This window comes from Citrobacter sp. ABFQG (assembly GCF_004322975.1).
Classification (GTDB): Bacteria; Pseudomonadota; Gammaproteobacteria; order Enterobacterales; family Enterobacteriaceae; genus Citrobacter; species Citrobacter freundii.
In genome coordinates this window covers 2,671,226-2,693,299 of record NZ_CP036435.1, presented here as the reverse complement: position 1 = coordinate 2,693,299, position 22,074 = coordinate 2,671,226, and the positions used below count along the sequence as shown (strand labels likewise).

22 protein-coding genes and 1 pseudogene are annotated in these 22,074 nt (G+C 50.8%); 15 read left to right on the top strand and 8 right to left on the bottom strand.

The features are described from left to right. Positions 1 to 59: 59 nt before the first annotated feature. Both WN16_RS13090 and WN16_RS13085 read right to left on the bottom strand, forming a co-directional pair. Positions 60 to 614: a toxin YdaT family protein gene (locus tag WN16_RS13090; protein WP_044700607.1), complete on the bottom strand. Its 555-nt coding sequence runs from the start codon at positions 612 to 614 to the stop codon at positions 60 to 62. Between the two features lie 3 nt (positions 615 to 617). Then, positions 618 to 830 carry a helix-turn-helix transcriptional regulator gene (locus WN16_RS13085; protein WP_003832309.1) on the bottom strand — a complete coding sequence of 71 codons (213 nt, stop codon included), beginning with the start codon at positions 828 to 830 and terminating at the stop codon, positions 618 to 620. 105 nt (positions 831 to 935) lie between these two features. On the opposite strand from WN16_RS13085, the gene WN16_RS13080 reads away from it, so the two are divergent. The 10 genes and pseudogenes from WN16_RS13080 to roxA all read left to right on the top strand — a co-directional run bounded on the left by WN16_RS13080 (position 936) and on the right by roxA (position 10,221). Then, on the top strand, positions 936 to 1,316 hold the full coding sequence (locus WN16_RS13080; protein ID WP_003832307.1) for a helix-turn-helix domain-containing protein: 381 nt from the start codon (positions 936 to 938) through the stop codon (positions 1,314 to 1,316). A gap of 336 nt (positions 1,317 to 1,652) precedes the next feature. Then, a complete protein-coding gene (locus tag WN16_RS24365; protein WP_044700608.1) occupies positions 1,653 to 1,919 on the top strand; it encodes a hypothetical protein in 267 nt (88 codons plus the stop codon). A gap of 171 nt (positions 1,920 to 2,090) precedes the next feature. Continuing rightward, positions 2,091 to 2,234 (top strand): annotated as a pseudogene (locus WN16_RS24530) (hypothetical protein); the annotation flags it as partial. A gap of 45 nt (positions 2,235 to 2,279) precedes the next feature. Beyond that, a complete protein-coding gene (locus WN16_RS13070; RefSeq protein WP_224776500.1) occupies positions 2,280 to 2,618 on the top strand; it encodes an Rrf2 family transcriptional regulator in 339 nt (112 codons plus the stop codon). 141 nt (positions 2,619 to 2,759) lie between these two features. Then, positions 2,760 to 5,231 carry an exonuclease gene (locus WN16_RS13065; RefSeq protein ID WP_052946585.1) on the top strand — a complete coding sequence of 824 codons (2,472 nt, stop codon included), beginning with the start codon at positions 2,760 to 2,762 and terminating at the stop codon, positions 5,229 to 5,231. 66 nt (positions 5,232 to 5,297) lie between these two features. Continuing rightward, positions 5,298 to 5,513 carry an excisionase family protein gene (gene xisR, locus WN16_RS13060; protein WP_032943036.1) on the top strand — a complete coding sequence of 72 codons (216 nt, stop codon included), beginning with the start codon at positions 5,298 to 5,300 and terminating at the stop codon, positions 5,511 to 5,513. Continuing rightward, complete coding sequence (locus WN16_RS13055) at positions 5,513 to 6,799, top strand: site-specific integrase (RefSeq protein ID WP_044700610.1); 1,287 nt, start codon at positions 5,513 to 5,515, stop codon at positions 6,797 to 6,799. Before xisR ends, WN16_RS13055 begins: the two co-directional genes overlap by 1 nt. A 73-nt stretch (positions 6,800 to 6,872) precedes the next feature. Beyond that, the gene (phoP, locus tag WN16_RS13050) at positions 6,873 to 7,544 is read left to right on the top strand and encodes a two-component system response regulator PhoP (RefSeq protein WP_003030783.1); all 672 of its coding nucleotides are present in this window, start codon (positions 6,873 to 6,875) and stop codon (positions 7,542 to 7,544) included. After that, positions 7,544 to 9,007 carry a two-component system sensor histidine kinase PhoQ gene (gene phoQ / locus WN16_RS13045; RefSeq protein WP_003846712.1) on the top strand — a complete coding sequence of 488 codons (1,464 nt, stop codon included), beginning with the start codon at positions 7,544 to 7,546 and terminating at the stop codon, positions 9,005 to 9,007. The genes phoP and phoQ overlap by 1 nt, the downstream gene beginning before the upstream one ends. Positions 9,008 to 9,099: 92 nt before the next feature. Then, complete coding sequence (roxA, locus tag WN16_RS13040) at positions 9,100 to 10,221, top strand: [50S ribosomal protein L16]-arginine 3-hydroxylase (protein ID WP_003030786.1); 1,122 nt, start codon at positions 9,100 to 9,102, stop codon at positions 10,219 to 10,221. 102 nt (positions 10,222 to 10,323) lie between these two features. Here the strand turns inward: roxA and pepT are convergent, their stop codons facing one another. After that, positions 10,324 to 11,550 carry a peptidase T gene (pepT, locus tag WN16_RS13035; RefSeq protein WP_016150059.1) on the bottom strand — a complete coding sequence of 409 codons (1,227 nt, stop codon included), beginning with the start codon at positions 11,548 to 11,550 and terminating at the stop codon, positions 10,324 to 10,326. Positions 11,551 to 11,800: 250 nt separating this feature from the next. Between pepT and potA the strand changes: the two genes are divergently transcribed. From potA to potD, 4 genes are read left to right on the top strand one after another with little or no spacing between them, the layout of a single operon-like run. Then, positions 11,801 to 12,937, top strand: a complete 1,137-nt coding sequence (potA, locus tag WN16_RS13030) for a spermidine/putrescine ABC transporter ATP-binding protein PotA (protein ID WP_003030791.1) — start codon at positions 11,801 to 11,803, stop codon at positions 12,935 to 12,937. Continuing rightward, positions 12,921 to 13,778 (top strand): spermidine/putrescine ABC transporter permease PotB, encoded by an 858-nt coding sequence (potB, locus tag WN16_RS13025; protein WP_044700611.1) that lies wholly within the window; start codon positions 12,921 to 12,923, stop codon positions 13,776 to 13,778. Before potA ends, potB begins: the two co-directional genes overlap by 17 nt. Further along, positions 13,775 to 14,554 (top strand): spermidine/putrescine ABC transporter permease PotC, encoded by a 780-nt coding sequence (gene potC / locus WN16_RS13020; protein ID WP_003030794.1) that lies wholly within the window; start codon positions 13,775 to 13,777, stop codon positions 14,552 to 14,554. The genes potB and potC overlap by 4 nt, the downstream gene beginning before the upstream one ends. Positions 14,555 to 14,581: 27 nt before the next feature. Beyond that, complete coding sequence (potD, locus tag WN16_RS13015; RefSeq protein ID WP_003030797.1) at positions 14,582 to 15,628, top strand: spermidine/putrescine ABC transporter substrate-binding protein PotD; 1,047 nt, start codon at positions 14,582 to 14,584, stop codon at positions 15,626 to 15,628. A 99-nt stretch (positions 15,629 to 15,727) separates the two neighbouring features. On the opposite strand, the gene cobB is transcribed toward potD, so the two are convergent. The 5 genes from cobB to lolC form a co-directional block, all read right to left on the bottom strand. Beyond that, positions 15,728 to 16,549 (bottom strand): Sir2 family NAD+-dependent deacetylase, encoded by an 822-nt coding sequence (gene cobB, locus WN16_RS13010; protein WP_003030799.1) that lies wholly within the window; start codon positions 16,547 to 16,549, stop codon positions 15,728 to 15,730. A 15-nt stretch (positions 16,550 to 16,564) separates the two neighbouring features. Next, positions 16,565 to 17,476 (bottom strand): N-acetylglucosamine kinase, encoded by a 912-nt coding sequence (gene nagK / locus WN16_RS13005; protein WP_003030802.1) that lies wholly within the window; start codon positions 17,474 to 17,476, stop codon positions 16,565 to 16,567. Positions 17,477 to 17,565: 89 nt separating this feature from the next. Beyond that, positions 17,566 to 18,810, bottom strand: coding sequence for a lipoprotein-releasing ABC transporter permease subunit LolE (lolE, locus tag WN16_RS13000; protein ID WP_003030804.1), 1,245 nt, complete (start codon positions 18,808 to 18,810; stop codon positions 17,566 to 17,568). Then, the gene (gene lolD / locus WN16_RS12995; RefSeq protein WP_044700614.1) at positions 18,810 to 19,511 is read right to left on the bottom strand and encodes a lipoprotein-releasing ABC transporter ATP-binding protein LolD; all 702 of its coding nucleotides are present in this window, start codon (positions 19,509 to 19,511) and stop codon (positions 18,810 to 18,812) included. The genes lolE and lolD overlap by 1 nt, the downstream gene beginning before the upstream one ends. Beyond that, entirely contained in the window at positions 19,504 to 20,703 is a 1,200-nt protein-coding gene (gene lolC / locus WN16_RS12990; RefSeq protein ID WP_003030806.1) for a lipoprotein-releasing ABC transporter permease subunit LolC, read from the bottom strand. The genes lolD and lolC overlap by 8 nt, the downstream gene beginning before the upstream one ends. Before the next feature lie 261 nt (positions 20,704 to 20,964). Here lolC and WN16_RS12985 point away from each other — a divergent pair, with 261 nt between their 5' ends. Beyond that, complete coding sequence (locus WN16_RS12985) at positions 20,965 to 22,029, top strand: acyltransferase family protein (RefSeq protein ID WP_016149996.1); 1,065 nt, start codon at positions 20,965 to 20,967, stop codon at positions 22,027 to 22,029. Positions 22,030 to 22,074 lie beyond the last annotated feature (45 nt).

Here is a 22,074-nt window from a genome sequence, read left to right as displayed (position 1 = left end):
GGATTAGGCATACTTCACCCCGCGAGTTGCAGTAATAATGGTCATAGGTCAAAACTCGATTAAAACAATTGCGGCGCTACGGCGCTTATACTCGCCAGTAGTGGTCCCGCCGCGTCAGCAGGTAGCATGTTGAACAATGCGATTGCCGCCTCACGAATTTCCTTCTCGAGCTTTTGTAATGGAGCGCCAATTAATTTCGCATGGTGTGCCTCACTGCACTCTTTGATAGCGTTCGCCACCAGCTCCGCTTCTGTGCTCGCATTACTTAACCCGTGCTTCCTGGCAATCTGAACTGGCATAGCAGCAATGATTGAGTCTGACAGCTGCATAACGTAAGCCGTGTACTTTTCTGACCCCCCTTCATTTTTCAGATATCGGAATAAATTCTGTTTATTAACAGCGATTCCGCGGCCATCTGCTTTGGCCCACTCTTCAGCCACCAGCTGAGCGATCCGTTCCTGTGCCTGTCCTGGTAATGTCGATTCCCATTCACGAACGGCGGCCAATATGGCACGGTGCTGGATACTGTCACGTCGCTGGGGTTTAAATTGATTTTGCGATTTCACCGCAGCGGCTACTCGTGGTTTATTATGGGAATAAGCTACTGATTGCATCTTTCAGACCTCGCTTTGTGGCGGAAATACACTATCAAGAGAGCAGGTGCGCCCTAACTCGTTAAGCTTCTCCACAATCAATCTGCATTCCGGTAGGCCAGGCTGACGTGTTCCGTTCTCATAATTTGAGAGCCTTGACTGACGCCACCCGAATAATTTGGCTAATTGCTCTTGAGTTAAACCGAGCGCTTGCCGTTCTTTGGCGATGTTGTTCATCTTGTCCTCACATTTAGTGTTTAGCTGAATTAAACACACAATGTGTTAGATAGTCAAGACGAAACGTTCTTTGAGCATTAACACGTAACGTGGTAAAAATCAGTAATGAATATAAACACTGCAATTGCCGCCAGACTGAAGCAGCTACGCGAACAGAAAAATATGTCGCAATCTAAACTCGCAGAGTTATGTGGGTGGGCTCAGTCACGCATCGGGAACTATGAAGCGGGTCGCCGCAATGTGGGCGTTGACGACGCTATAACGATATCTAAAGCTCTCGGAATTAGCCCGGCTGAACTAATGTTTGGTGATGATCACGCCGAATCATGGTTAACGCCAAAACATCGTAAGTTGATTACTCTTTTTGACCAGTTGCCGGAGTCTGAACAAGACAGAATGATCGATACCTTTCAATTGCGGCTGAAAGAAATTGATGAGTATGTCGAGAAGTACCTTCGGGGACGATTAAAGCCAACTGACGATTAAACTACAATTTTTAACAATCTAACCAGCCTACTTGGCTGGTTTTTTTATGCCTTTCACCTTCCCTTTTCCCATATCGTTATCATCCACGCCACCTTAAACACATGCTGTGTTGACTTTCAAACACATTTAGAGTTTAAATATAAACACAGTTTGAAAAACGTCATCTAGGCAGGACGCCCACGAAGTAGCTGCCGGCAGCATACGAATCACCGGATGAGATGGCGAACATTAATGCGCAGCAGTCAGTACCGTTCCGCTTGCCAGCGATAAGGCTAAATGAAGAACCCCCTGTATCACTGTTACTGGACACAGGGACAGAATGTTGAGGGAAACATTATGAGGATCGAAATAACTAAAGTTGGAGGCAAGGTTTGCTTAGTCATATCCCCTATCAAGCTCTCTGTCGCGGATCGCATAGCTACTGCCATGGAAAACAGCGAAATCGTTGCAGCTCTTGGTGCTTATTTCACAGCCATTGGAGAGGCACCAAACGGAGAACTCGTTGGGCTCTATCTCTATTTTAATAACTTGGATACCGCTACGTTCGTAACGCTCAATCATTTGATTGAAACGGATGAGCCAGTCCCGATAGTCATCAGGTAATACCCACGAATCGGTCAGAACTTCTTTACAGGAATCATACTGTGCGCGGTTCTTGAACCAAAAAACACTTATTGGTCGAGCGGCCAGTTTTATGTCCTTGCTGGCTAGATGGGAAATACCAGCTTATCACCGAGCCTGAAATGGAGAAATGACCGGTAAAACAAGGAAACCAAAATGATTGATTTTGCGCGTAAACCAGTGCGGTGTCAGGCCGTACATCTAAATCGCATTGAAGTAATCATTCGACTGATTTGCTACATGCTCGCCCAGAAGGGCGACCCGTCTGCCGACCAACAGACTGCAGTTCGTTCATAACGAGTTTGACCAATGGCTGTTGCCAGCATCAGTAAGGAAGTGACTATGGAATTTGGAATGAAACGTGTGGTGGCATCTGTTCAGGTGGTTGCCATCCTCAACAGGATTTACAACGGCAGCCCTGTTTCCGTCGCATCTATCAGTAAAGAATCAAAGCTGTCTGTGTCTTACCTCGAGCAGATTTTCTCGAAGCTGCGCAGAAGTGAAATCGTCACCAGCCAGCGTGGCGCTGGTGGCGGGTACCACCTTAGCAAAGCAAACCCCAGCGTGGCTGACGTCGTTCGCGCCGTTACTCACACGCCTGATTCATTTGAGCCCGTGCTGAATGCTCTGGAGTGGGTCCCCGTCGCACAGTTGGTGCAGGGAAAATCCCCTACCCCATAAAGCACAAAACCCGCGCAAGGCGGGTTAAGTACCCGGTCAGCCGACCAAAGCTTTCCGGAACGAGTTTTGACCAATAACCACTACCTTAGGCGGCGATCATCAGTTGCCGGGTATCTTACAATCCAATGGAGCCCGAACGCAATGTTAACGTATGCGTATCTTATTAAAGCCAAAGCGAAAGCAACTGAGGCAAAAAACCTGTTTTGCTGGTTCTCTGCGAAATCAGATTCCCGTGCAGAACGCGAAATCCTCAATATTCTCGAAGACAACGATATTGCCGTCGGTCGTGGCGCCGACTATCAATTACCTGTCCGCACCAACTGGTTTGTTGTTGACGATCTTCCTGAGGAAAGCACACTTGATGACACATGGTGCGATCGTTACGAACTGGCAGAAGATCAGCAAACGTGGCAACTGAAACAGAAGCCTGATCATGAGAATCAGGAGACTTCCTGCCAGCAAAAACCTGAAACTACCAGTGCCAATGTACCCACCAGCGATGCACCAACGTTGCTCCGCCCCATATCTCGCCTGCGCCTGTCTCAGCGACTGATTGCGCACCTGGTCAATGACACTGAAGAGAAGGAAATCAGTGAAGCGCAGCACATCCAGATCGGACAAATGGTACTGGACGAAAATGATCTCTATGTACAAAACCTGTTACTGGCCGTTGCGAATGTGCCGGCGGTGAAAGAGCTTTCTGCTCATGTTGAGTGGAAGCTGGCAAATGCAATAAAAGAAGTTTTTGACCGTGAGCAGGTCTATACCGTTGCTTCATTTGAGCAATTTATTACCGAATGGATTGAAGAACCAGAAAAGCGGGATCTTATCGTTCAGGAGTGGGTTAATAATAAGAAAGCACGAGTTGCGGGTGATGAACATGACACTCCACCTGTAACGCCAGAGCTTATTACCGTTGCGACTCTGCCGCTACGCCAGCGCCTCTTAGCTCAGTTTATTTCTGAAGAATATGCTTACCATATTGATACTGAGCAGAAGAAAACTATTCAGGAACTCGAACTGGATGTGGATAACAGCTATGTGCAGAACCTGCTGCTTGCCGCCGAGAATGTAGAACCATTCAGGAAAGCGCCAGAGATCGATATCTGGAAGATTGTCAGCGCGCTGAAAACCGTTTTTCCGGTTGATGGAAAACGAGTTGAACTGGTCACCGTCATTCAGTTCTTTAAGGCCTGGTTCAACACTGAACACATTGACCGTGGGCTGCTGGTTAAAGAGTGGTGTAAGGGCAATCGTGTGTCGCAGATTCAGCGCACTGACTCCGGAACCAACGCTGGTGGAGGCAATAAGACCGATCGCAACCCGCAACTTGTCCACACGCTGGATACTCTGGACATTGATATTGCGCTGGCCACACTTCCAATGGATTTCAACATCTACGATATTCCTGGTGGCGTTTTCCGTCGTGCAAAAGAGATCATTTCTAAAAACGAAAGTCCGTTCAAAGAGTGGTCCGCCGCCCTGCGCAAACGCGCTGGCATCCTGGATTATTCCCGCGCAGCTATTTTCGCGCTTATTCGTAGTGCAGAAGAAAACACTCACCATTTCCCGGAACTGCTGAGCCGTTACATCAACAAAAACCTGACTGAAACCGACCACCAGCACCCAACTGAAGAAACCCTGGCGGCAGCCGGTCACGTACCAGAAAAAAGCTGGGAAAACGAGATTAAAGAGAAGTCCACAGCTGAACAGAAGGCAATAGCCGAGCAACCAGAAATCGCCAACATGGGCAACGGTGTTTTCTCCATTGATGGCCTGATGGGTAACCAGCCGGCGCCAGCGCTTTCTGTCGTAGACCAGGTACGCCAGCGCGCCGTCGAAGAAAAATTACATCAAGCCAATACCGAGGAAACCACCAACGATGTGCAGATGGAAAAAACTGACAACAGCGAAATCAAAGCCAATCCTGATGTGCCTCAGGGCGAAGCAGCAGCTTTGCCAGTTGAAAGCACTGATGCAACTGGTGAGCCTCAAGCGTCCCTGAATAATGAACCCGTTCACCATATAGATACGGATCACCTGAACGCTTTTTATACTCACCTGATGGTTGATTTGGAAACTATGGGCAGCGGTCCTGATGCACCAATAGTCTCTATCGGCGCCGTATATTTTGATCCTTCAACTGGTAACACTGGTGCCGAATTTTACCAGGTTGTCAGTCTTGAATCATCGATGTCGTTTGGCATGAAACCGGATGCGTCAACAATTCAGTGGTGGTTGAAACAATCATCTGAAGCCCGCTCTGCAATTCTGGTTGATGAGGCCATGGGGCTGCGTGAAACCCTTGAACTACTGGCTGACTTCATTGCTGAAAATGCTGCTAACGGTAGTCACACTGTTCAGCTGTGGGGTAATGGATGCTCGTTTGATAACGTCATTCTCCGCCGCGCATATGCATTAACAGAGACTCCCTTCGCTGTTCCGTTCTGGAATGACAGGGACGTAAGGACCATGGTTGAACTGGGTAAATCTGTCGGTATCAACCCGCGCTTCGACATCCCATTTGAAGGCGGCATGCACAATGCGCTTTCTGACGCCCGGCATCAGGTCAAATACGTATCTGCAATCTGGCAGCGCCTGACAAAAAACTGATTTTAGGTTTTCACTTACAGCCAGCTACAGCATGTACTGTTGTAGCTGGCGGCATCGGAGTTATGTATGTCGCAACTCATTTTCAGCGAAGAGTGGATGGTTGAAGCGCGACTAACAGAAAAGACCGGCTTGTCGGAAAGACAAATTAAAAGTTATCGGTTGAATTTGTGGATCGAAGGCGTGCATTTCAAACATCTGACAGCTCTCGGGGAAACTGACAATTCTAAAGGTCTGCTTTGGTACAACTATCCAAAGATTAACCAATTAGTACAGGATGCATGATGGACTTTCCAACCGGCGTTGAGCTGCATAATGGAAAAATACGGATCACATTTACCTATCGCGGCAAACGTTGCCGCGAAGTCCTTCGCGGCTGGACGGTGAACAGCAGCAACATCAAAAAAGCTGGAAATCTTCGTGCGCTCATAACAAGTGAAATACAGCTCGGTAAGTTCGACTATGCGGAACGTTTCCCGGAATCCAAAGCGCTTAAGAAGTTCATCACAACCAAAAAAATTACCACGTTTAAAGAACTAAGTGATTTTTTTACAGACACCAAAGCCTTAGAGGTATCTGGTGCAACACTGCTATCGCTTACTTCGGTCGTAAATACGTTACTGCGTGTAGTCGGAGAAAATACCCGTCTGGTAGATATTGAGCATGCCGATATTTTGCATTACCGAAAGGAGTTATTGACCGGGACAATTATTAACCCGGCAATGCCGAATCTGACCAGGCAGGGCCGCGCGCCCTCAACAGTCAATAAACAGATGGCAGTTTTATCAGAAATGCTTAAGCTCGCAAACCGAAGCCAGTTTATATTGCATGCTCCTTATGAAGGAGTGTCGCGACTCAAGTTATCTAAAAATGATCCCGACCCACTTTTACTTCATGAGTACCAGGCACTGATAGCCGCCCTTCCCCGTAGCCAGGCATTAATCATTATTGTTGCCGTACATACGGGGATGAGGCCGGGCGAGATATGCGCCCTGGCATGGGAAGACATTGATTTGGTAAAAGGTGAAATCCACGTATCCAGAAGTTTGACGAATAAGCGAGTATTTGTACCCCCTAAGACAGATGCCGGAATAAGGACGATAACGTTGCTTAAACCTGCTCTGGATGCACTGAAGGAACAATACGAAGTCACCGGCGCTAATCCGAAGCAAGAAATTCGATTTCACCATCGGGAGATCGGAAAAACTGAGCAGCAATCTCTTCGCTTCGTTTTTTCACCAACAGCATATTCGTCAAAAAAAGGCAGTTACTTCTCCAAGAACTCGATTGCCTATGGCTGGAAGCGAGGCACTAAACTTGCAAATATCCGCGAAAGGAATCCTTATCAGTCACGGCATACCTACGCATGCTGGACGTTGATGGCCGGAGCGAACCCGTCATTCATAGCGAGTCAGATGGGACATGAAGATGCGCGCATGGTGTACGAGGTTTACTCCAAGTGGATTGGCGACATGAACCAGGATCAGGTCAACATGCTGAACAATCAGATGCCAACGGCACTGCCCCCAGGGCGCCCCCACGGGCAGGGGAGCATGAGAAAAGTTATTTAATTTCATAGCGCTGCTTTCAATCCACATAATCAGCGTTAAACTATTCATACCATTATTTTAGGGAGAAACGATGATGCGCGTACTGGTTGTCGAGGATAATGCTTTATTACGCCACCACCTCAAGGTTCAGTTACAGGATTTAGGGCATCAGGTGGATGATGCAGAAGATGCGAAGGAAGCGGACTATTATCTGAATGAGCATCTGCCGGATATCGCGATCGTTGATTTAGGGCTCCCCGATGAAGATGGTTTGTCGCTAATCCGCCGCTGGCGCAGTAATGAGGTTTCGCTGCCAATTCTGGTATTAACCGCGCGCGAAGGCTGGCAGGACAAAGTGGAAGTCCTCAGTGCAGGCGCTGACGATTATGTCACCAAACCGTTTCACATCGAAGAAGTGGCTGCGCGCATGCAGGCACTGATGCGTCGAAACAGCGGTCTGGCATCGCAAATTATCTCCCTTCCGCCTTTTCAGGTGGACCTCTCCCGACGCGAGTTATCCGTCAATGATGAAGTTATCAAGCTCACTGCGTTTGAATATACCATTATGGAAACACTCATCCGTAATAATGGCAAAGTGGTCAGTAAAGATTCGCTCATGCTGCAGCTTTATCCGGATGCCGAGCTGCGCGAAAGTCACACTATTGATGTTCTGATGGGGCGTCTACGTAAAAAAATTCAGGCGCAATATCCGCATGAGGTGATCACTACCGTGCGTGGCCAGGGATATCTTTTTGAACTGCGCTAATGAATAAACTATTGCGTCATTTTTTCCCGTTATCGCTGCGGTTACGCTTTTTACTGGCAACTGCAGGCGTGGTGTTGGTGCTGTCGCTGGCCTACGGCATGGTTGCCCTTGTGGGTTACAGTGTCAGCTTTGATAAGACAACGTTCCGCCTGCTGCGGGGTGAAAGTAATCTATTCTATACCCTGGCAAAGTGGGAAAACGGCAAGATAAACGTCGAGTTGCCTGAAAATCTCGATATGCAAAGCCCAACAATGTCGCTGATCTATAACGAAAGCGGTGAGTTGTTGTGGGCGCAGCGCAATGTTCCCTGGTTGACGCAAAGTATCCAACCGGACTGGCTAAAAACGAACGGTTTTCATGAAATTGAAGCCAATGTAGACGCCACCAGCACCTTACTGGGCGAAGATCACTCCGCGCAGCAACAGTTAAAAGAAGTCAGAGAAGATGACGACGACGCCGAAATGACCCACTCCGTGGCGGTAAACGTCTATCCTGCTACTGCCAGAATGCCGCAACTGACCATTGTGGTTGTCGATACCATTCCGATAGAGCTAAAGCGCTCGTATATGGTCTGGAGCTGGTTTATTTATGTGCTGGTCGCCAATCTGTTGCTGGTCATTCCGCTGTTATGGGTGGCCGCGTGGTGGAGCCTGCGGCCGATTGAATCGCTGGCGCGTGAAGTCCGTGAGCTTGAGGAACATCATCGTGAGATGCTAAACCCCGCCACCACACGCGAATTGACCAGCCTGGTTCGTAATCTCAATCGGCTGTTAAAAAGCGAACGTGAGCGTTATGACAAATACCGCACCACGTTAACAGACCTCACCCATAGCCTGAAAACACCACTGGCGGTATTGCAGAGTACTCTGCGCTCAATGCGTAATGAAAAGATGAGCGTCAGCGACGCAGAGCCTGTCATGCTGGAACAAATCAGCCGTATTTCCCAACAGATAGGTTATTACCTGCATCGCGCGAGCATGCGTGGCAGCAGTGCCCTACTCAGCCGCGAACTGCACCCGATCGCGCCGTTGCTGGATAAACTGACCTCGGCACTGAATAAGGTGTATCAGCGTAAAGGCGTCAACATTAATCTCGATATCTCACCTGAAATCAGCTTTGTGGGCGAACAGAATGATTTTGTCGAGGTGTTGGGCAACGTACTGGATAACGCCTGTAAATATTGTCTGGAGTTTGTCGAGATTTCAGCGCAACTGTCTGAGGATCAGCTGCATATTCTGGTTGAAGATGATGGTCCTGGTATTCCGCAAAGCAAACGGGAAGTGGTGTTTGACCGTGGACAGCGCGTAGATACGCTACGTCCAGGACAAGGCGTCGGTCTGGCGGTGGCGCGAGAAATCACCGAACAGTATGACGGGCAGATTATTGCCGGTGATAGCCTGCTGGGTGGTGCGCGCATGGAAGTTATTTTTGGTCGCCAGCAGCCGGGCCAGAAAGACGAGTAATCGTCGCATGTAATAAATATGTACTGACTTCACGCTTGAGGTTAAGTATCCGTTATAATCGGTTGCAGATACCAGCCTGCGGGATGCTCATTATGGAATACCAACTCACACTTAACTGGCCCGATTTTCTTGAACGCCACTGGCAGAAACGCCCGGTGGTCTTAAAACGCGGGTTTAACAATTTTATTGATCCTCTCTCTCCTGACGAACTGGCTGGACTGGCAATGGAAAGCGAAGTCGACAGCCGACTCGTCAGCCACCAGGACGGAAAATGGCAGGTTAGCCACGGTCCTTTCGAAAGCTACGACCATCTTGGCGAGAACAACTGGTCTTTGCTGGTGCAGGCGGTCAACCACTGGCACGAGCCAACTGCCGCGCTGATGCGCCCGTTCCGTGAATTACCGGACTGGCGCATCGACGACCTGATGATTTCTTTCTCTGTCCCCGGCGGCGGCGTTGGCCCGCACCTGGATCAGTACGATGTATTTATCATTCAGGGAACAGGTCGTCGTCGCTGGCGCGTAGGTGAAAAACTGCAGTTGAAACAACACTGCCCTCACCCGGATCTCCTTCAGGTCGACCCGTTTGAAGCTATCATCGATGAAGAGCTGGAACCCGGCGATATCCTGTACATTCCACCGGGATTCCCGCACGAAGGTTATGCGCTGGAAAACGCGATGAACTATTCGGTCGGTTTCCGTGCGCCAAACACTCGCGAGCTGATCAGCGGGTTCGCCGATTACGTTTTACAACGTGAACTGGGTAGTACCTATTACAGCGATCCTGACCTGCCGCCACGCGATCATCCGGCCGACGTTCTGCCGCAGGAGATGGATAAGCTGCGCGAAATGATGCTCGGGCTGATTAATCAACCAGAACATTTCCAGCAGTGGTTTGGCGAGTTTATTTCTCAGTCTCGTCATGAACTGGATATTGCCCCGCCGGAGCCACCGTATCAGCCAGACGAAATTTACGATGCCCTGAAGCAAGGTGATGTGTTAGTGCGTCTGGGCGGATTGCGTGTATTGCGTATTGGCGACGACGTCTACGCTAACGGTGAGAAAATTGATTCACCGCATCGTCCTGCCCTGGAAGCGCTGGCCAGTCATATTGTGTTGACGGCTGAGAACTTTGAGGATGCGCTGGAAGATCCTTCTTTCCTTGCCATGCTTGCCGCGCTGGTCAACAGCGGGTACTGGTTCTTCGAAGGGTAATGCGAAGTGTGCCTGATGCGACGCTACGCGTCTTATCAGGCCTACTGGAGTGTAATAATGTAGGCCGGATAAGCGAAGCGCCATCCGGCAACTACACATACTTTATTTTTGTTGCGCGGCCAGTTCAGCAATACGCACAATCACTTGTACCGCTTTTTCCATTCCTTCCAGGGTTACAAACTCATGTTTACCATGATAGTTGTAGCCGCCGGTGAACAGATTCGGACACGGTAATCCCATAAACGACAGCTGCGCGCCGTCAGTGCCGCCACGGATCGGTTTTAGCACCGGCTCAATATCGCAATCGCGCATCGCCTGCTGGGCGATATCCAGTACGTGCGGATGCTCAATCACTTTTTCGCGCATATTGTAGTAACTGTCTTCAATCACCAGTTCGATATAGCAGTCGGGGTGTAACCCTTTACCGACCTTCTTGGCGATATCCATGATCTTGCGTTTACGCGCTTCAAACTGCTTACGGTCAAAATCACGAATAATGTAGTGCATATCCGCCCGATCGACCGTCCCTTTCATGCTCGCCAGATGATAAAAGCCTTCGTAGCCTTCCGTCTTTTCCGGGCTTTCATCTGCCGGAACCTCTGCATGAATACGCGCCGCCAGCGACAGCGCATTTACCATCACACCTTTTGCGGTGCCGGGATGCACATTGTTGCCAACAATTTTAATATTAACCGACGCAGCGTTGAAGTTTTCAAACTCCAACTCACCTACGCCACCACCGTCAACGGTATAGGCCCACTGCGCATCGAATGCCGCAACGTCAAAATGCTTCGCCCCTTTACCCACCTCTTCGTCCGGTGTAAAGGCCACGCGGATATCACCGTGCGGAATATCTTTTTGGATAAGCACAGCCAGTGCGGTCATGATTTCCGCCACGCCTGCTTTATCATCCGCGCCCAGCAACGTTTTACCATCTGTAGTGATCAGCGTCTGACCCAGAAGTTGATGCAGCACCGGGAACATCACTGGCGATAAAACTTCATCACCAATGCCTAACGCAATATCGCCACCGCGATAGTTTTCAACAATTTGCGGATTGACATTTTTACCACTGAAATCCGGTGAGGTATCCACATGGGAAATAAAGCCGATCGCAGGAATATTGCCAGCAACGTTAGCGGGTAACGTTGCCATCAGCGTGCCTTTTTCGCTCAGTGAAATATTAACCAGCCCCATCTCTTCGAGCTGTTGTTTGAGCAGTTGTAATAATTTCCACTGTCCTTCGGTGCTGGGTACCTGCCGCACGCCCGATTTTGATTGGGTGTCCAGCGACACGTAGTGTAAAAAACGCTCAAGTAGTTTATCCATGCAGTCACCCTCACTTTTTGTGACAACATTATCAATAAGCAACAAAAGACAAATATTGCGTCAGGTCACTTTTATCCCCGCAAGTGAGAATATTTCGCCCTGACATCCCCTCTGACTATAGGGCTAAGTCAGTAATTCGCAACAAGGATTGGCGATTACAATGGTTTGCCGTAGAATAACGGCCCTCATTAAGAGTCATCAAGGTGGTTAACCACAAACCCCGCATCGGTCAGCCATCCGTTGCGTTTACATGGGACAGAGTAAAAAATTGAATAAACAACCGCGTTCGCTTTCTCCACTGGTGCAATTAGCGGGAATTCGCAAAAGTTTCGATGGCAAAGAGGTGATTTCCAGCCTGGATTTGACCATCAATAATGGCGAGTTTCTTACGCTGCTTGGCCCCTCTGGCTGCGGTAAAACAACCGTTCTTCGCCTGATTGCCGGTCTGGAAACGGTTGATTCCGGTCATATTATGTTGGACAACGAGGACATTACTCACGTTCCAGCGGAAAACCGCTACGTGAATACCGTCTTCCAAAGCTATGCGTTATTCCCCCACATGACCGTATTTGAGAATGTGGCCTTTGGTTTACGCATGCAAAAAACGCCCGCAGCCGACATTTCTCCCCGCGTTACCGAAGCCCTGCGCATGGTGCAACTGGAAGAGTTCGCCCAGCGAAAACCGCATCAACTTTCCGGCGGCCAGCAGCAGCGCGTAGCGATTGCCCGAGCTGTGGTCAACAAACCCCGCTTACTCTTGTTAGATGAATCCCTCTCTGCGCTGGACTACAAACTGCGTAAGCAGATGCAGAATGAACTGAAAGCGCTGCAGCGTAAGCTTGGTATCACTTTTGTCTTTGTCACACACGATCAGGAAGAAGCGCTGACTATGTCCGACCGCATCGTGGTGATGCGCGATGGTAAGATTGAGCAGGACGGTACGCCGCGCGAAATCTACGAAGAGCCCAAGAATCTGTTCGTCGCCGGGTTTATCGGCGAGATCAATATGTTTAACGCCACGGTGATTGAACGTCTGGATGAACAGCGTGTTCGTGCTAACGTTGAAGGTCGCGAGTGCAATATTTATGTCAACTTCGCGGTGGTTCCCGGACAAAAGCTGCACGTCCTGTTACGTCCTGAAGATTTGCGCGTAGATGAAATCAACGATGATAATCATATCGAAGGCCTGATCGGCTACGTGCGCGAACGCAACTACAAAGGCATGACGCTGGAGTCGGTTGTGGAACTGGAAAATGGCAAGATGGTGATGGTCAGCGAATTCTTCAATGAAGACGATCCTGACTTTGACCACTCTCTCGACCAGAAAATGGCGATTAACTGGGTAGAAAGCTGGGAGGTAGTACTGGCTGATGAAGAACACAAGTAAATTCCAGAGTGTGGTGATCGTCACCATTGTCGGTTGGCTTGTGTTATTTGTCTTTCTGCCCAACCTGATGATCATCGGTACCAGCTTTTTGACCCGCGACGACGCCAATTTCGTCAAAATGGTCTTTACGCTGGAGAACTATACGCGCCTGTTCGATCCGCTCTATTTTGAGGTGCTGGTTCACTCCCTCAATATGGCGCTGATTGCCACGCTCGCCTGTCTGGTACTCGGCTACCCGTTTGCCTGGTTTTTGGTGAAACTGCCGGAAAAAGTGCGCCCGCTGCTGCTGTTCCTGCTGATTGTTCCGTTCTGGACCAATTCACTTATTCGCATCTACGGACTCAAAATTTTCCTCAGTACCAAAGGCTATCTCAACGAGTTTCTGTTATGGCTCGGGGTTATCGATACACCCATTCGCATCATGTTTACCCCCAGCGCGGTGATTATCGGGCTGGTATACATCCTGCTACCGTTTATGGTGATGCCGCTCTATTCCAGCATTGAAAAACTCGATAAACCGCTGCTGGAAGCCGCACGCGATTTAGGTGCCAGTAAACTTCAGACCTTCACCCGCATCATTATTCCGTTGACGATGCCGGGGATTATCGCCGGATGCCTGCTGGTCATGCTGCCCGCAATGGGGCTGTTTTACGTTTCCGACTTAATGGGCGGCGCGAAAAACCTGCTGATTGGCAACGTGATTAAAGTTCAGTTCCTGAACATCCGTGACTGGCCGTTTGGTGCAGCCACCAGCATTACGCTGACCATCGTGATGGGTATGATGCTGCTGATCTACTGGCGTGCCTCGCGCTTGCTGAACAAGAAGGTGGAACTCGAATGATCGGTCGACTGCTCCGCGGCGGTTTTATGACCGCTATCTACGCGTATCTGTATATTCCAATCATCATTCTGATTGTGAACTCCTTTAACAGCTCGCGCTTCGGCATCAACTGGCAGGGTTTTACTACCAAATGGTACGGCCTGCTGATGAATAACGACAGCCTGTTGCAGGCGGCGCAGCACTCGCTGACGATGGCTGTGCTATCCGCCACGTTTGCCACCTTGATCGGCTCACTCACTGCGGTTGCGCTGTACCGCTACCGTTTTCGCGGTAAACCGTTCGTCAGTGGTATGCTGTTCGTGGTGATGATGTCGCCAGATATTGTGATGGCAATATCTCTGCTGGTGCTGTTTATGCTGATCGGCATTCAACTGGGTTTCTGGTCGCTGTTATTCTCACATATCACTTTTTGTCTGCCTTTTGTGGTGGTGACAGTTTACTCACGCCTGAAAGGTTTTGATGTACGCATGCTTGAGGCTGCTAAAGATTTGGGTGCCAGCGAAGTAACTATTCTGCGCAAGATTATACTGCCACTGGCTATGCCTGCGGTGGCAGCAGGTTGGTTGCTGAGCTTTACGCTGTCGATGGATGATGTCGTCGTTTCGTCCTTCGTTACCGGACCGGGTTATGAAATTCTGCCATTAAAAATCTACTCAATGGTCAAAGTCGGTGTATCACCAGAGGTGAACGCGCTGGCGACCATTTTGTTGGTTCTGTCGCTGGTTATGGTGATCGCCAGCCAGCTTATTGCACGTGATAAAACCAAGGGCCGCTGAGGCCCTTAATTCAGGGGACGTTAAATGATGAAAAAATGGTCACGCCACCTGCTCGCGGCGGGTGCTCTGGCACTGGGCATGAGCGCCGCTCACGCGAATGACAACAACACGCTCTATTTCTATAACTGGACCGAGTATGTCCCGCCAGGGCTGCTGGAACAATTCACCAAAGAGACCGGCATTAAGGTTATCTATTCGACCTACGAGTCGAACGAAACCATGTACGCCAAGCTCAAAACCTATAAAGACGGCGCATACGATCTGGTGGTTCCGTCCACCTATTACGTCGATAAAATGCGTAAAGAAGGCATGATCCAGAAGATCGACAAGTCGACGTTGACCAACTTCCACAACCTCGATCCGGAAATGCTCAACAAGCCGTTTGACCCGAACAATGACTACTCCATCCCGTATATCTGGGGTGCGACGGCCATTGGCGTAAACAGCGATGCTATCGATCCGAAAACCGTCACCAGTTGGGCCGATCTATGGAAACCGGAGTACAAAGGCAGTCTGCTGTTAACGGATGATGCGCGTGAAGTGTTCCAGATGGCGCTGCGCAAGCTGGGATACTCCGGCAATACCACCGACCCGAAAGAGATTGAAGCCGCCTATAACGAGCTGAAGAAACTGATGCCTAACGTCGCGGCGTTTAACTCTGACAACCCGGCCAACCCGTATATGGAAGGTGAAGTCAATCTGGGGATGGTATGGAACGGCTCCGCGTATGTTGCGCGTCAGGCAGGTACACCGCTGGAAGTGGTATGGCCTAAAGAAGGTGGCATTTTCTGGATGGATAGCCTGTCTATTCCGGCTAACGCGAAAAACAAAGAAGGTGCGCTGAAGCTGATTAACTTCCTGCTGCGCCCGGACGTGGCGAAAGAAGTTGCGGAAACTATTGGTTATCCGACGCCAAACCTGGCAGCACGTAAGCTGTTAAGCCCTGAAGTCGCAAATGATAAAACCCTGTACCCTGACGCAGAAACCATCAACAAAGGGGAATGGCAGAACGACGTCGGTTCCGCCAGCGCTATCTATGAAGAGTATTATCAGAAGCTGAAAGCAGGACGCTAATTGCCCTCCTCTTAGGCCGGATAAGACGCGCCAGCGTCGCATCCGGCGCATCATCACTGCCCGATGGCGCTGCGCTTATCGGGCCTACGCCATCCGTGCTCACAGACCTTTCAATAACTTCTCAACAAACTCTGGCACCACCTGGCTTGCCGGACCGTAATACTTCTCTTCAAACTCGCTGCCAACCTGGCTCGGTTCGAGATTTAGTTCTACCGTATGTGCCCCATGCAGCCGCGCCTCATGCACAAAACCCGCAGCCGGATAAACATGTCCCGATGTGCCAATCGCAATGAATACATCTGCCATTGCCAGCGCCATGTAAATTTCATCCATGCCCAGCGGCATTTCACCAAACCACACCACGTGTGGTCGCAGCGGTGCCGGAAATTGACAGCAGTGACATTTATCTTCCGGGGTCACATCGTCCTTCCATTCCAGAATCTGCCCGCTTTGCGAACAGCGAACTTTGAGCAGTTCGCCGTGCATATGGATAACGTTCTGGCTGCCCGCACGCTCATGCAGGTTATCAATGTTCTGCGTCACCAGTAAAAAACGGTCGCCCAGTTCGGCTTCGAGTTTTGCCAGTGCGATATGCGCCGCGTTGGGCTGGATTTCTGGCTGTTGCAATTGATGGCGACGGGCGTTATAAAACGACTGAACCAGTTCCGGGTTTCGACTAAATCCTTCCGGAGTCGCAACGTCCTCAACCCGATGTTCTTCCCAGAGACCATCCGCCGCGCGGAAAGTTCGAATTCCTGACTCAGCGGAGATTCCCGCTCCCGTCAGTACCAGCACTCTTGGTTTTTCCATCAATTCAGGCACCACTCTGTCTCTGAAAAAGATTCGTTGACGCAGGCGATCGCGCAAATGGCGTTTATTTTTACGAAAGCGGCTTAACCGATGACCCCGACGCGACAGCATAACAACCTCTTTGTATTAATCGGTAAGATGTAGGAAAGCAGCCCCGCGCATCCCGCCGGCATCACCGTGCCGTGCCTGCTCAATACGCGGTACCCGGGCAACCGGCAACAGATGACGTGGCAGTCGGTCCGTCAGTTGCGTCGTAATAGCGGTAAAATTCGATAAGCCTCCGCCAATCACCACCAAATCAGGATCGACGATAGTCAGGATATTCCCAAGACACACCGCCAGCAAATCCAGATAGCGTTCTACGTGTGCACGCGCATGTTCATCGCCCTGCTCCCACAACGCGATAATTTCACGGGCATCCAGCGGTTGATGGTAGTAATGCTGATACAACCACGCAAATCCACCGCCGGAAAGATAGCTTTCGATGCATCCCAGTTGGCCGCATCCGCAGCGGCGCAGCGGGAAATCAAAGCCCATCAGCGTCAGCGCATCAACCGGCAAACGAATATGACCAAACTCGCCGGTGATATAGCTGCGTCCGGTGATGGATTTCCCGTTAAGCACCAGGCCGCCGCCAACGCCCGTACCGAGGATCAACCCCATCACCAGCGGATATTGGGTAAACTCGTCATCCCAGGCTTCGGAGAGAGCAAAACAGTTCGCATCGTTATCCAGACGAACATCGCGGTCAAGGCGAGCGCTAAGATCTGCGCGGAGCGGTTTGCCACTAGCGGCAGGAACGTTGGCCGCGTACAACGTGCCGTCTTCCGTTTCCGGCATGCCAGGAATCCCGATACCGACCGAACCTTTGATACCAAAACGCTGGTCAGCTTCCGTCACCAGATTGCAGACCGCATCAAGGAAAGCGTCGTAGCTGTCGCGAGGTGTAGGGACGCGAGTTTCCCATTGCAGACGACGTTGCTTATCAAACACGCCCAGCGCAATTTTGGTCCCGCCGATGTCAAATCCGTAATACATCACCGCTCCTTGATACACGTCATCCTTCAAGATGCCTCTGCGTTGGCTACGCCTTGATGCAGCATGAATGCTGTCGTGTATTATTGTTGTTATTGGCCGCTAAGTACTCTCGCAGGATCAATATTGCTGGCGCGACGCGCCGGATACCAACTTGCCAAAAGACTCAGCACGAGTGCTGTCACCAGCACGTAAATCACATCCAGCCAGTGTAATTCCGATGGCAGGAAGTCAATGAAATAGATATCGCCGGACAGGAACTGATGACCGATAAGCGCCTCGATTCCGTTGATGATCGGCGTCAGTTGCAACGAGACAACCACCCCGATGACGACGCCTATCAGGCTACCGAACAGACCCGCCAGCAGGCCGTACCAGACAAAAATGGCACGGATCAACCCATCTTTCGCCCCGAGGGTTCTTAATACCGCAATATCGCCGCTTTTGTCTTTTACCGCCATCACTAACGTGGAAACGATATTAAAGCAGGCCACACCAATCACCAGCACCATCGCCAGATACATAATGGCGCGAATCATCTGGATATCGCGATACATATAGCCGTAAGTACCGATCCAGCTCTTAATATAAACATAGTTATTGGTGACTTCACCCGCGTCCCGCACCAGCTTATTGGCGTTAAACACGTCGTTAACCTTCAGCGCAATCCCGGAAACGCTGGTTCCCATATCCAGATATTGCTGCGCATCTTCCATTGGGATCATGGCAAAGCTGTGATCGAGCTGACCGCTCAGCTGCAGAATTCCCGTTACGTGCAAACGCACGCGTTTAGGCTGCTGTAATTTATGATCCGCGCTGGCGTTAGGGATCATAATCGACACCCAGTCGCCCTGCTTCACCTTCAGCGCATCGGCAATACCCTTACCAATGATGATTTGTTGTTCACCGGCTTTAAAATTATCCCAGGCATGGTTTTGCACGAAGGATGGCAGTGCGCTTAAACGCTGTTCCTGTTTCGGGTCAACGCCCTTCACCTGCACCGCGCGTAAGTTCGCCCCGCTCTCTACCAGTCCGGTAAAGTTGATATAAGGCGCCGCGGCGACAATACCCGGCACTTTTTGTACTTTGTCGAGTGCTTCCTGCCAGTTATTCCACGGCTGATTTACGGCTTCAATCTCTCCGTGTGGGACTACGGCCAGAATACGGTTGTTCAGCTCACGCTCAAATCCGTTCATGGCACTTAAACCAACGATCAACACCGCCACACCCAACGCGATGCCAACGGTGGAAATCACAGATATCAGCGAAACCATACCGCCGCGCCGCCGACCACGGCTAAAGCGCAGACCAATCAATAACGATAAAGGCGAAGCCATTACTCAGCTCCCATCAGGCTCAGTTCAGCCGTCAGGCGACCATCGCGCATTTCAAGCTGGCGGCTCATCCGCTTCGCCAGTTGCAGATCGTGCGTCACCACCAGAAATGCCGTGCCCTGAGAGCGGTTCAGCTCGCCCAGAAGCTCGAAAATGCTATCCGCGTTACGCGCATCCAGGTTACCCGTTGGCTCATCCGCCAGGACCAGACGCGGGTTATTCACCAGCGCACGAGCGATGGCCACACGCTGGCGTTCGCCGCCAGACAGTTCAGACGGGCGATGACTGGCACGATGATCCAGTCCTACGGCTTTCAGCATATCCCGTGCACGCTCGGTTATTTCAGCCGGTTTTTTCTTGCCTATCAGCAGCGGCATCGCTACGTTTTCCAGCGCAGTAAAGTCCGGCAGTAAATGGTGGAACTGGTAAATAAAGCCCAGCTTCTGATTACGCAGTTCCGCTTTCGCCGCCGACGAGAGCTTGCTTATTGGCTGACCGCTAAAAATGACGTCGCCGGAAGTCGGGGTATCCAACCCGCCTAACAGATGCAGCAGCGTACTCTTGCCGGAGCCAGAGCTGCCGACAATCGCCATCATCTCACCTTCGCCGACGCTAAAACTGACATCGTGCAGGACATCGGTCTGCACAGTGCCTTCCTGATAGCGTTTGCACAGGTTGTCGCATTGCAACAGGATCTTATTCATAACGTAAAGCCTCAGCGGGTTGAGTGGCGGCAGCGCGCCAGGAAGGATAAAGCGTAGACAGCAACGCGATGGCCATCGCCACCAGCGCAATGACGATAACCTGCAGCGGCTCAATAGCGACCGGCAGCGCCGCACCATCCAGCAGCACACCAATAATTGGCATCAAATTGTTCAGTTGGCTGGCGAGCAATGCGCCCAGCACCGCGCCAAGCAGCGCGCCGATAATCCCGGCACTGGCCCCCTGAACCATAAACACCATCATTATCTGCCGCGGCGTTAGCCCCTGCGTTTGTAGAATCGCCACTTCCCCTTGCTTCTCCATTACCATCAGACCCAGCGAGGTAATAATATTAAAAGCCGCCACAGCCACGATCAGGCTAAGCAGTAGCCCCATCATGTTCTTCTCCATGCGCACGGCCTGGAACAGTTCCCCTTTGCGCTCGCGCCAGTCCTGCCATTTGGTGCCCTGCGGCAGCGTTTGCTGGCTCAGCGTATCAACTTTTAACGGTTCGTTCAGCCACAGACGCCAGCCGGTAATATTGCCCACCGGATAGCGCATCAGGCGGGAAGCATCCTGAATGTTGGTTAGCATCTGGTAGCCGTCTACTTCGCTGTTGGCGGCGAAGGTGCCAATCACCGTAAACAGACGCTGGCTCGGCAAACGTCCCATCGGCGTAAACTGGCTGGCCGAAGGCACCATCACGCGAATTTGATCGCCACGGTTCACGCCCAACTGCCCGGCAAGCTGCTCGCCGAGGATGACATTATACTTACCCGGTTGCAGATCTGTTTGCTTCACATTGACCAGATACGGCGTTAACGGATCTTTTTGCGCCGGATCGATACCGAGCATCACGCCGACCGCCACGCTACGCGCGCTTTGCAGCACCACATCTCCCGTAGTTATGGGTGCAACTCGGTTGACGCCGTTCAACACCACCGCTTTTTCCGGCAGTTGTTGCGGGTTGAGGGAACCCTGTTCAGACGAGAGGACGGCCTGAGGCATCAGGCCAAGAATATTGTTTTGCAGCTCGCGCTCAAAACCGTTCATCACCGACAACACCGTGACCAGCGCCATCACCCCGAGGGTAATGCCAATGGTGGAGAGCCAGGAAACGAAGCGACCGAAGCGATCTGCTGCACGCCCACGCATATAACGCAGGCCGATGAATAGAGCGACAGGTTGGTACATGAAATCCGTCTGGTTGCTGTTAGCAAAGTCACGAGTATATAAGCGAAAGCGGAATGGGTAAATGACTGAACCGTAAGTGTTCGTCAGCACTATTCCTAAAAGTATAAATAAATCAATTCGCTAAAGCTGTCCCTCTTCCCTTCCATCCTGGACCCTGATCTTTATCTTAAAAAATCAAAATGCAGACAGTTACGCATTACAGCGCACAGCGGGTTGCGCAGGATGGCAGGCTATAACCAACAATATGGATACGCCGTCTCGATGAATAAAAAAGAACTATGGATTAATCAAATCAAAGGGTTATGTATTTGTCTGGTGGTGATTTACCACTCGGTAATCACATTTTACCCTCACCTCACTACTTTTCAGCATCCGCTTTCAGAGCTGCTGAGCAAATGCTGGATTTACCTCAATTTGTACCTGGCGCCGTTTCGCATGCCGGTCTTTTTCTTTATTTCGGGATATCTGATCCGTCGCTACATTGATAGCGTCCCGTGGACCACCTGCGTGGATAAACGGATCTGGAGTATTGCCTGGGTGCTGATTCTCTGGGGTGTGGTGCAATGGCTGGCGTTAGTGGCGCTCAATAACTGGCTGGCCCCACAGCGCGATCTGAGCCATGCTGCCAACGCCGCTTATGCTGGTTCGATCGCAGGTTTTACCCACGGGATGCTGACCGCCAGTACCAGCTTGTGGTATCTGTACGCGCTGATTGTCTATTTTGTTCTGTGTAAAATTTTCAGCCGTTGGGCAGTACCGCTGTTGGCGTTATTTGTGGCGCTGAGCGTGACGATCAACTTTGTCCCGACGCCGTGGTGGGGAATGAACAGCGTGATTCGCAATCTGCCCTGGTACAGCCTCGGTGCATGGTTTGGCGCAACGCTGATGGTATGGATTAAGGAGGTGCCCCTGCGCCGCCATGCGCTCATTGTTCTGGTTAGCGCAATCGCCGCCATCGTCGCGTGGCTGGCAAATGTCTCACTATTACTTTCTCTTCTTTCCATTGTGCTGATCATGAAGCTGTTTTATCAATTTGAGCTGCGCTTTGGTATGCGTGAGTCCGGCCCGTTAAGCGTAATTGGTGCCAATACCATCGCCATCTACACCACCCACCGTATTCTGGTTGAGCTGTTCAGCTTAACGCTAATCCCAAACATTAATCATGCCGCCTGGCCTGCATATGCAGAGCTGGCCCTGCTGCTGGTGTATCCATTCGCCTGCCTGCTGCTGTGCACCTTGTTTGGCCTGTTGGTGCGTAAAATTTCACAAAAAACAGTGGCCGACCTGCTCTTTTCCCCGCCTTCATTATCGGTCGTTTCGCGCTAACCCCAACGCGCTTTTTGCCCCCATCAGGGGGCGAATCAATTTGCT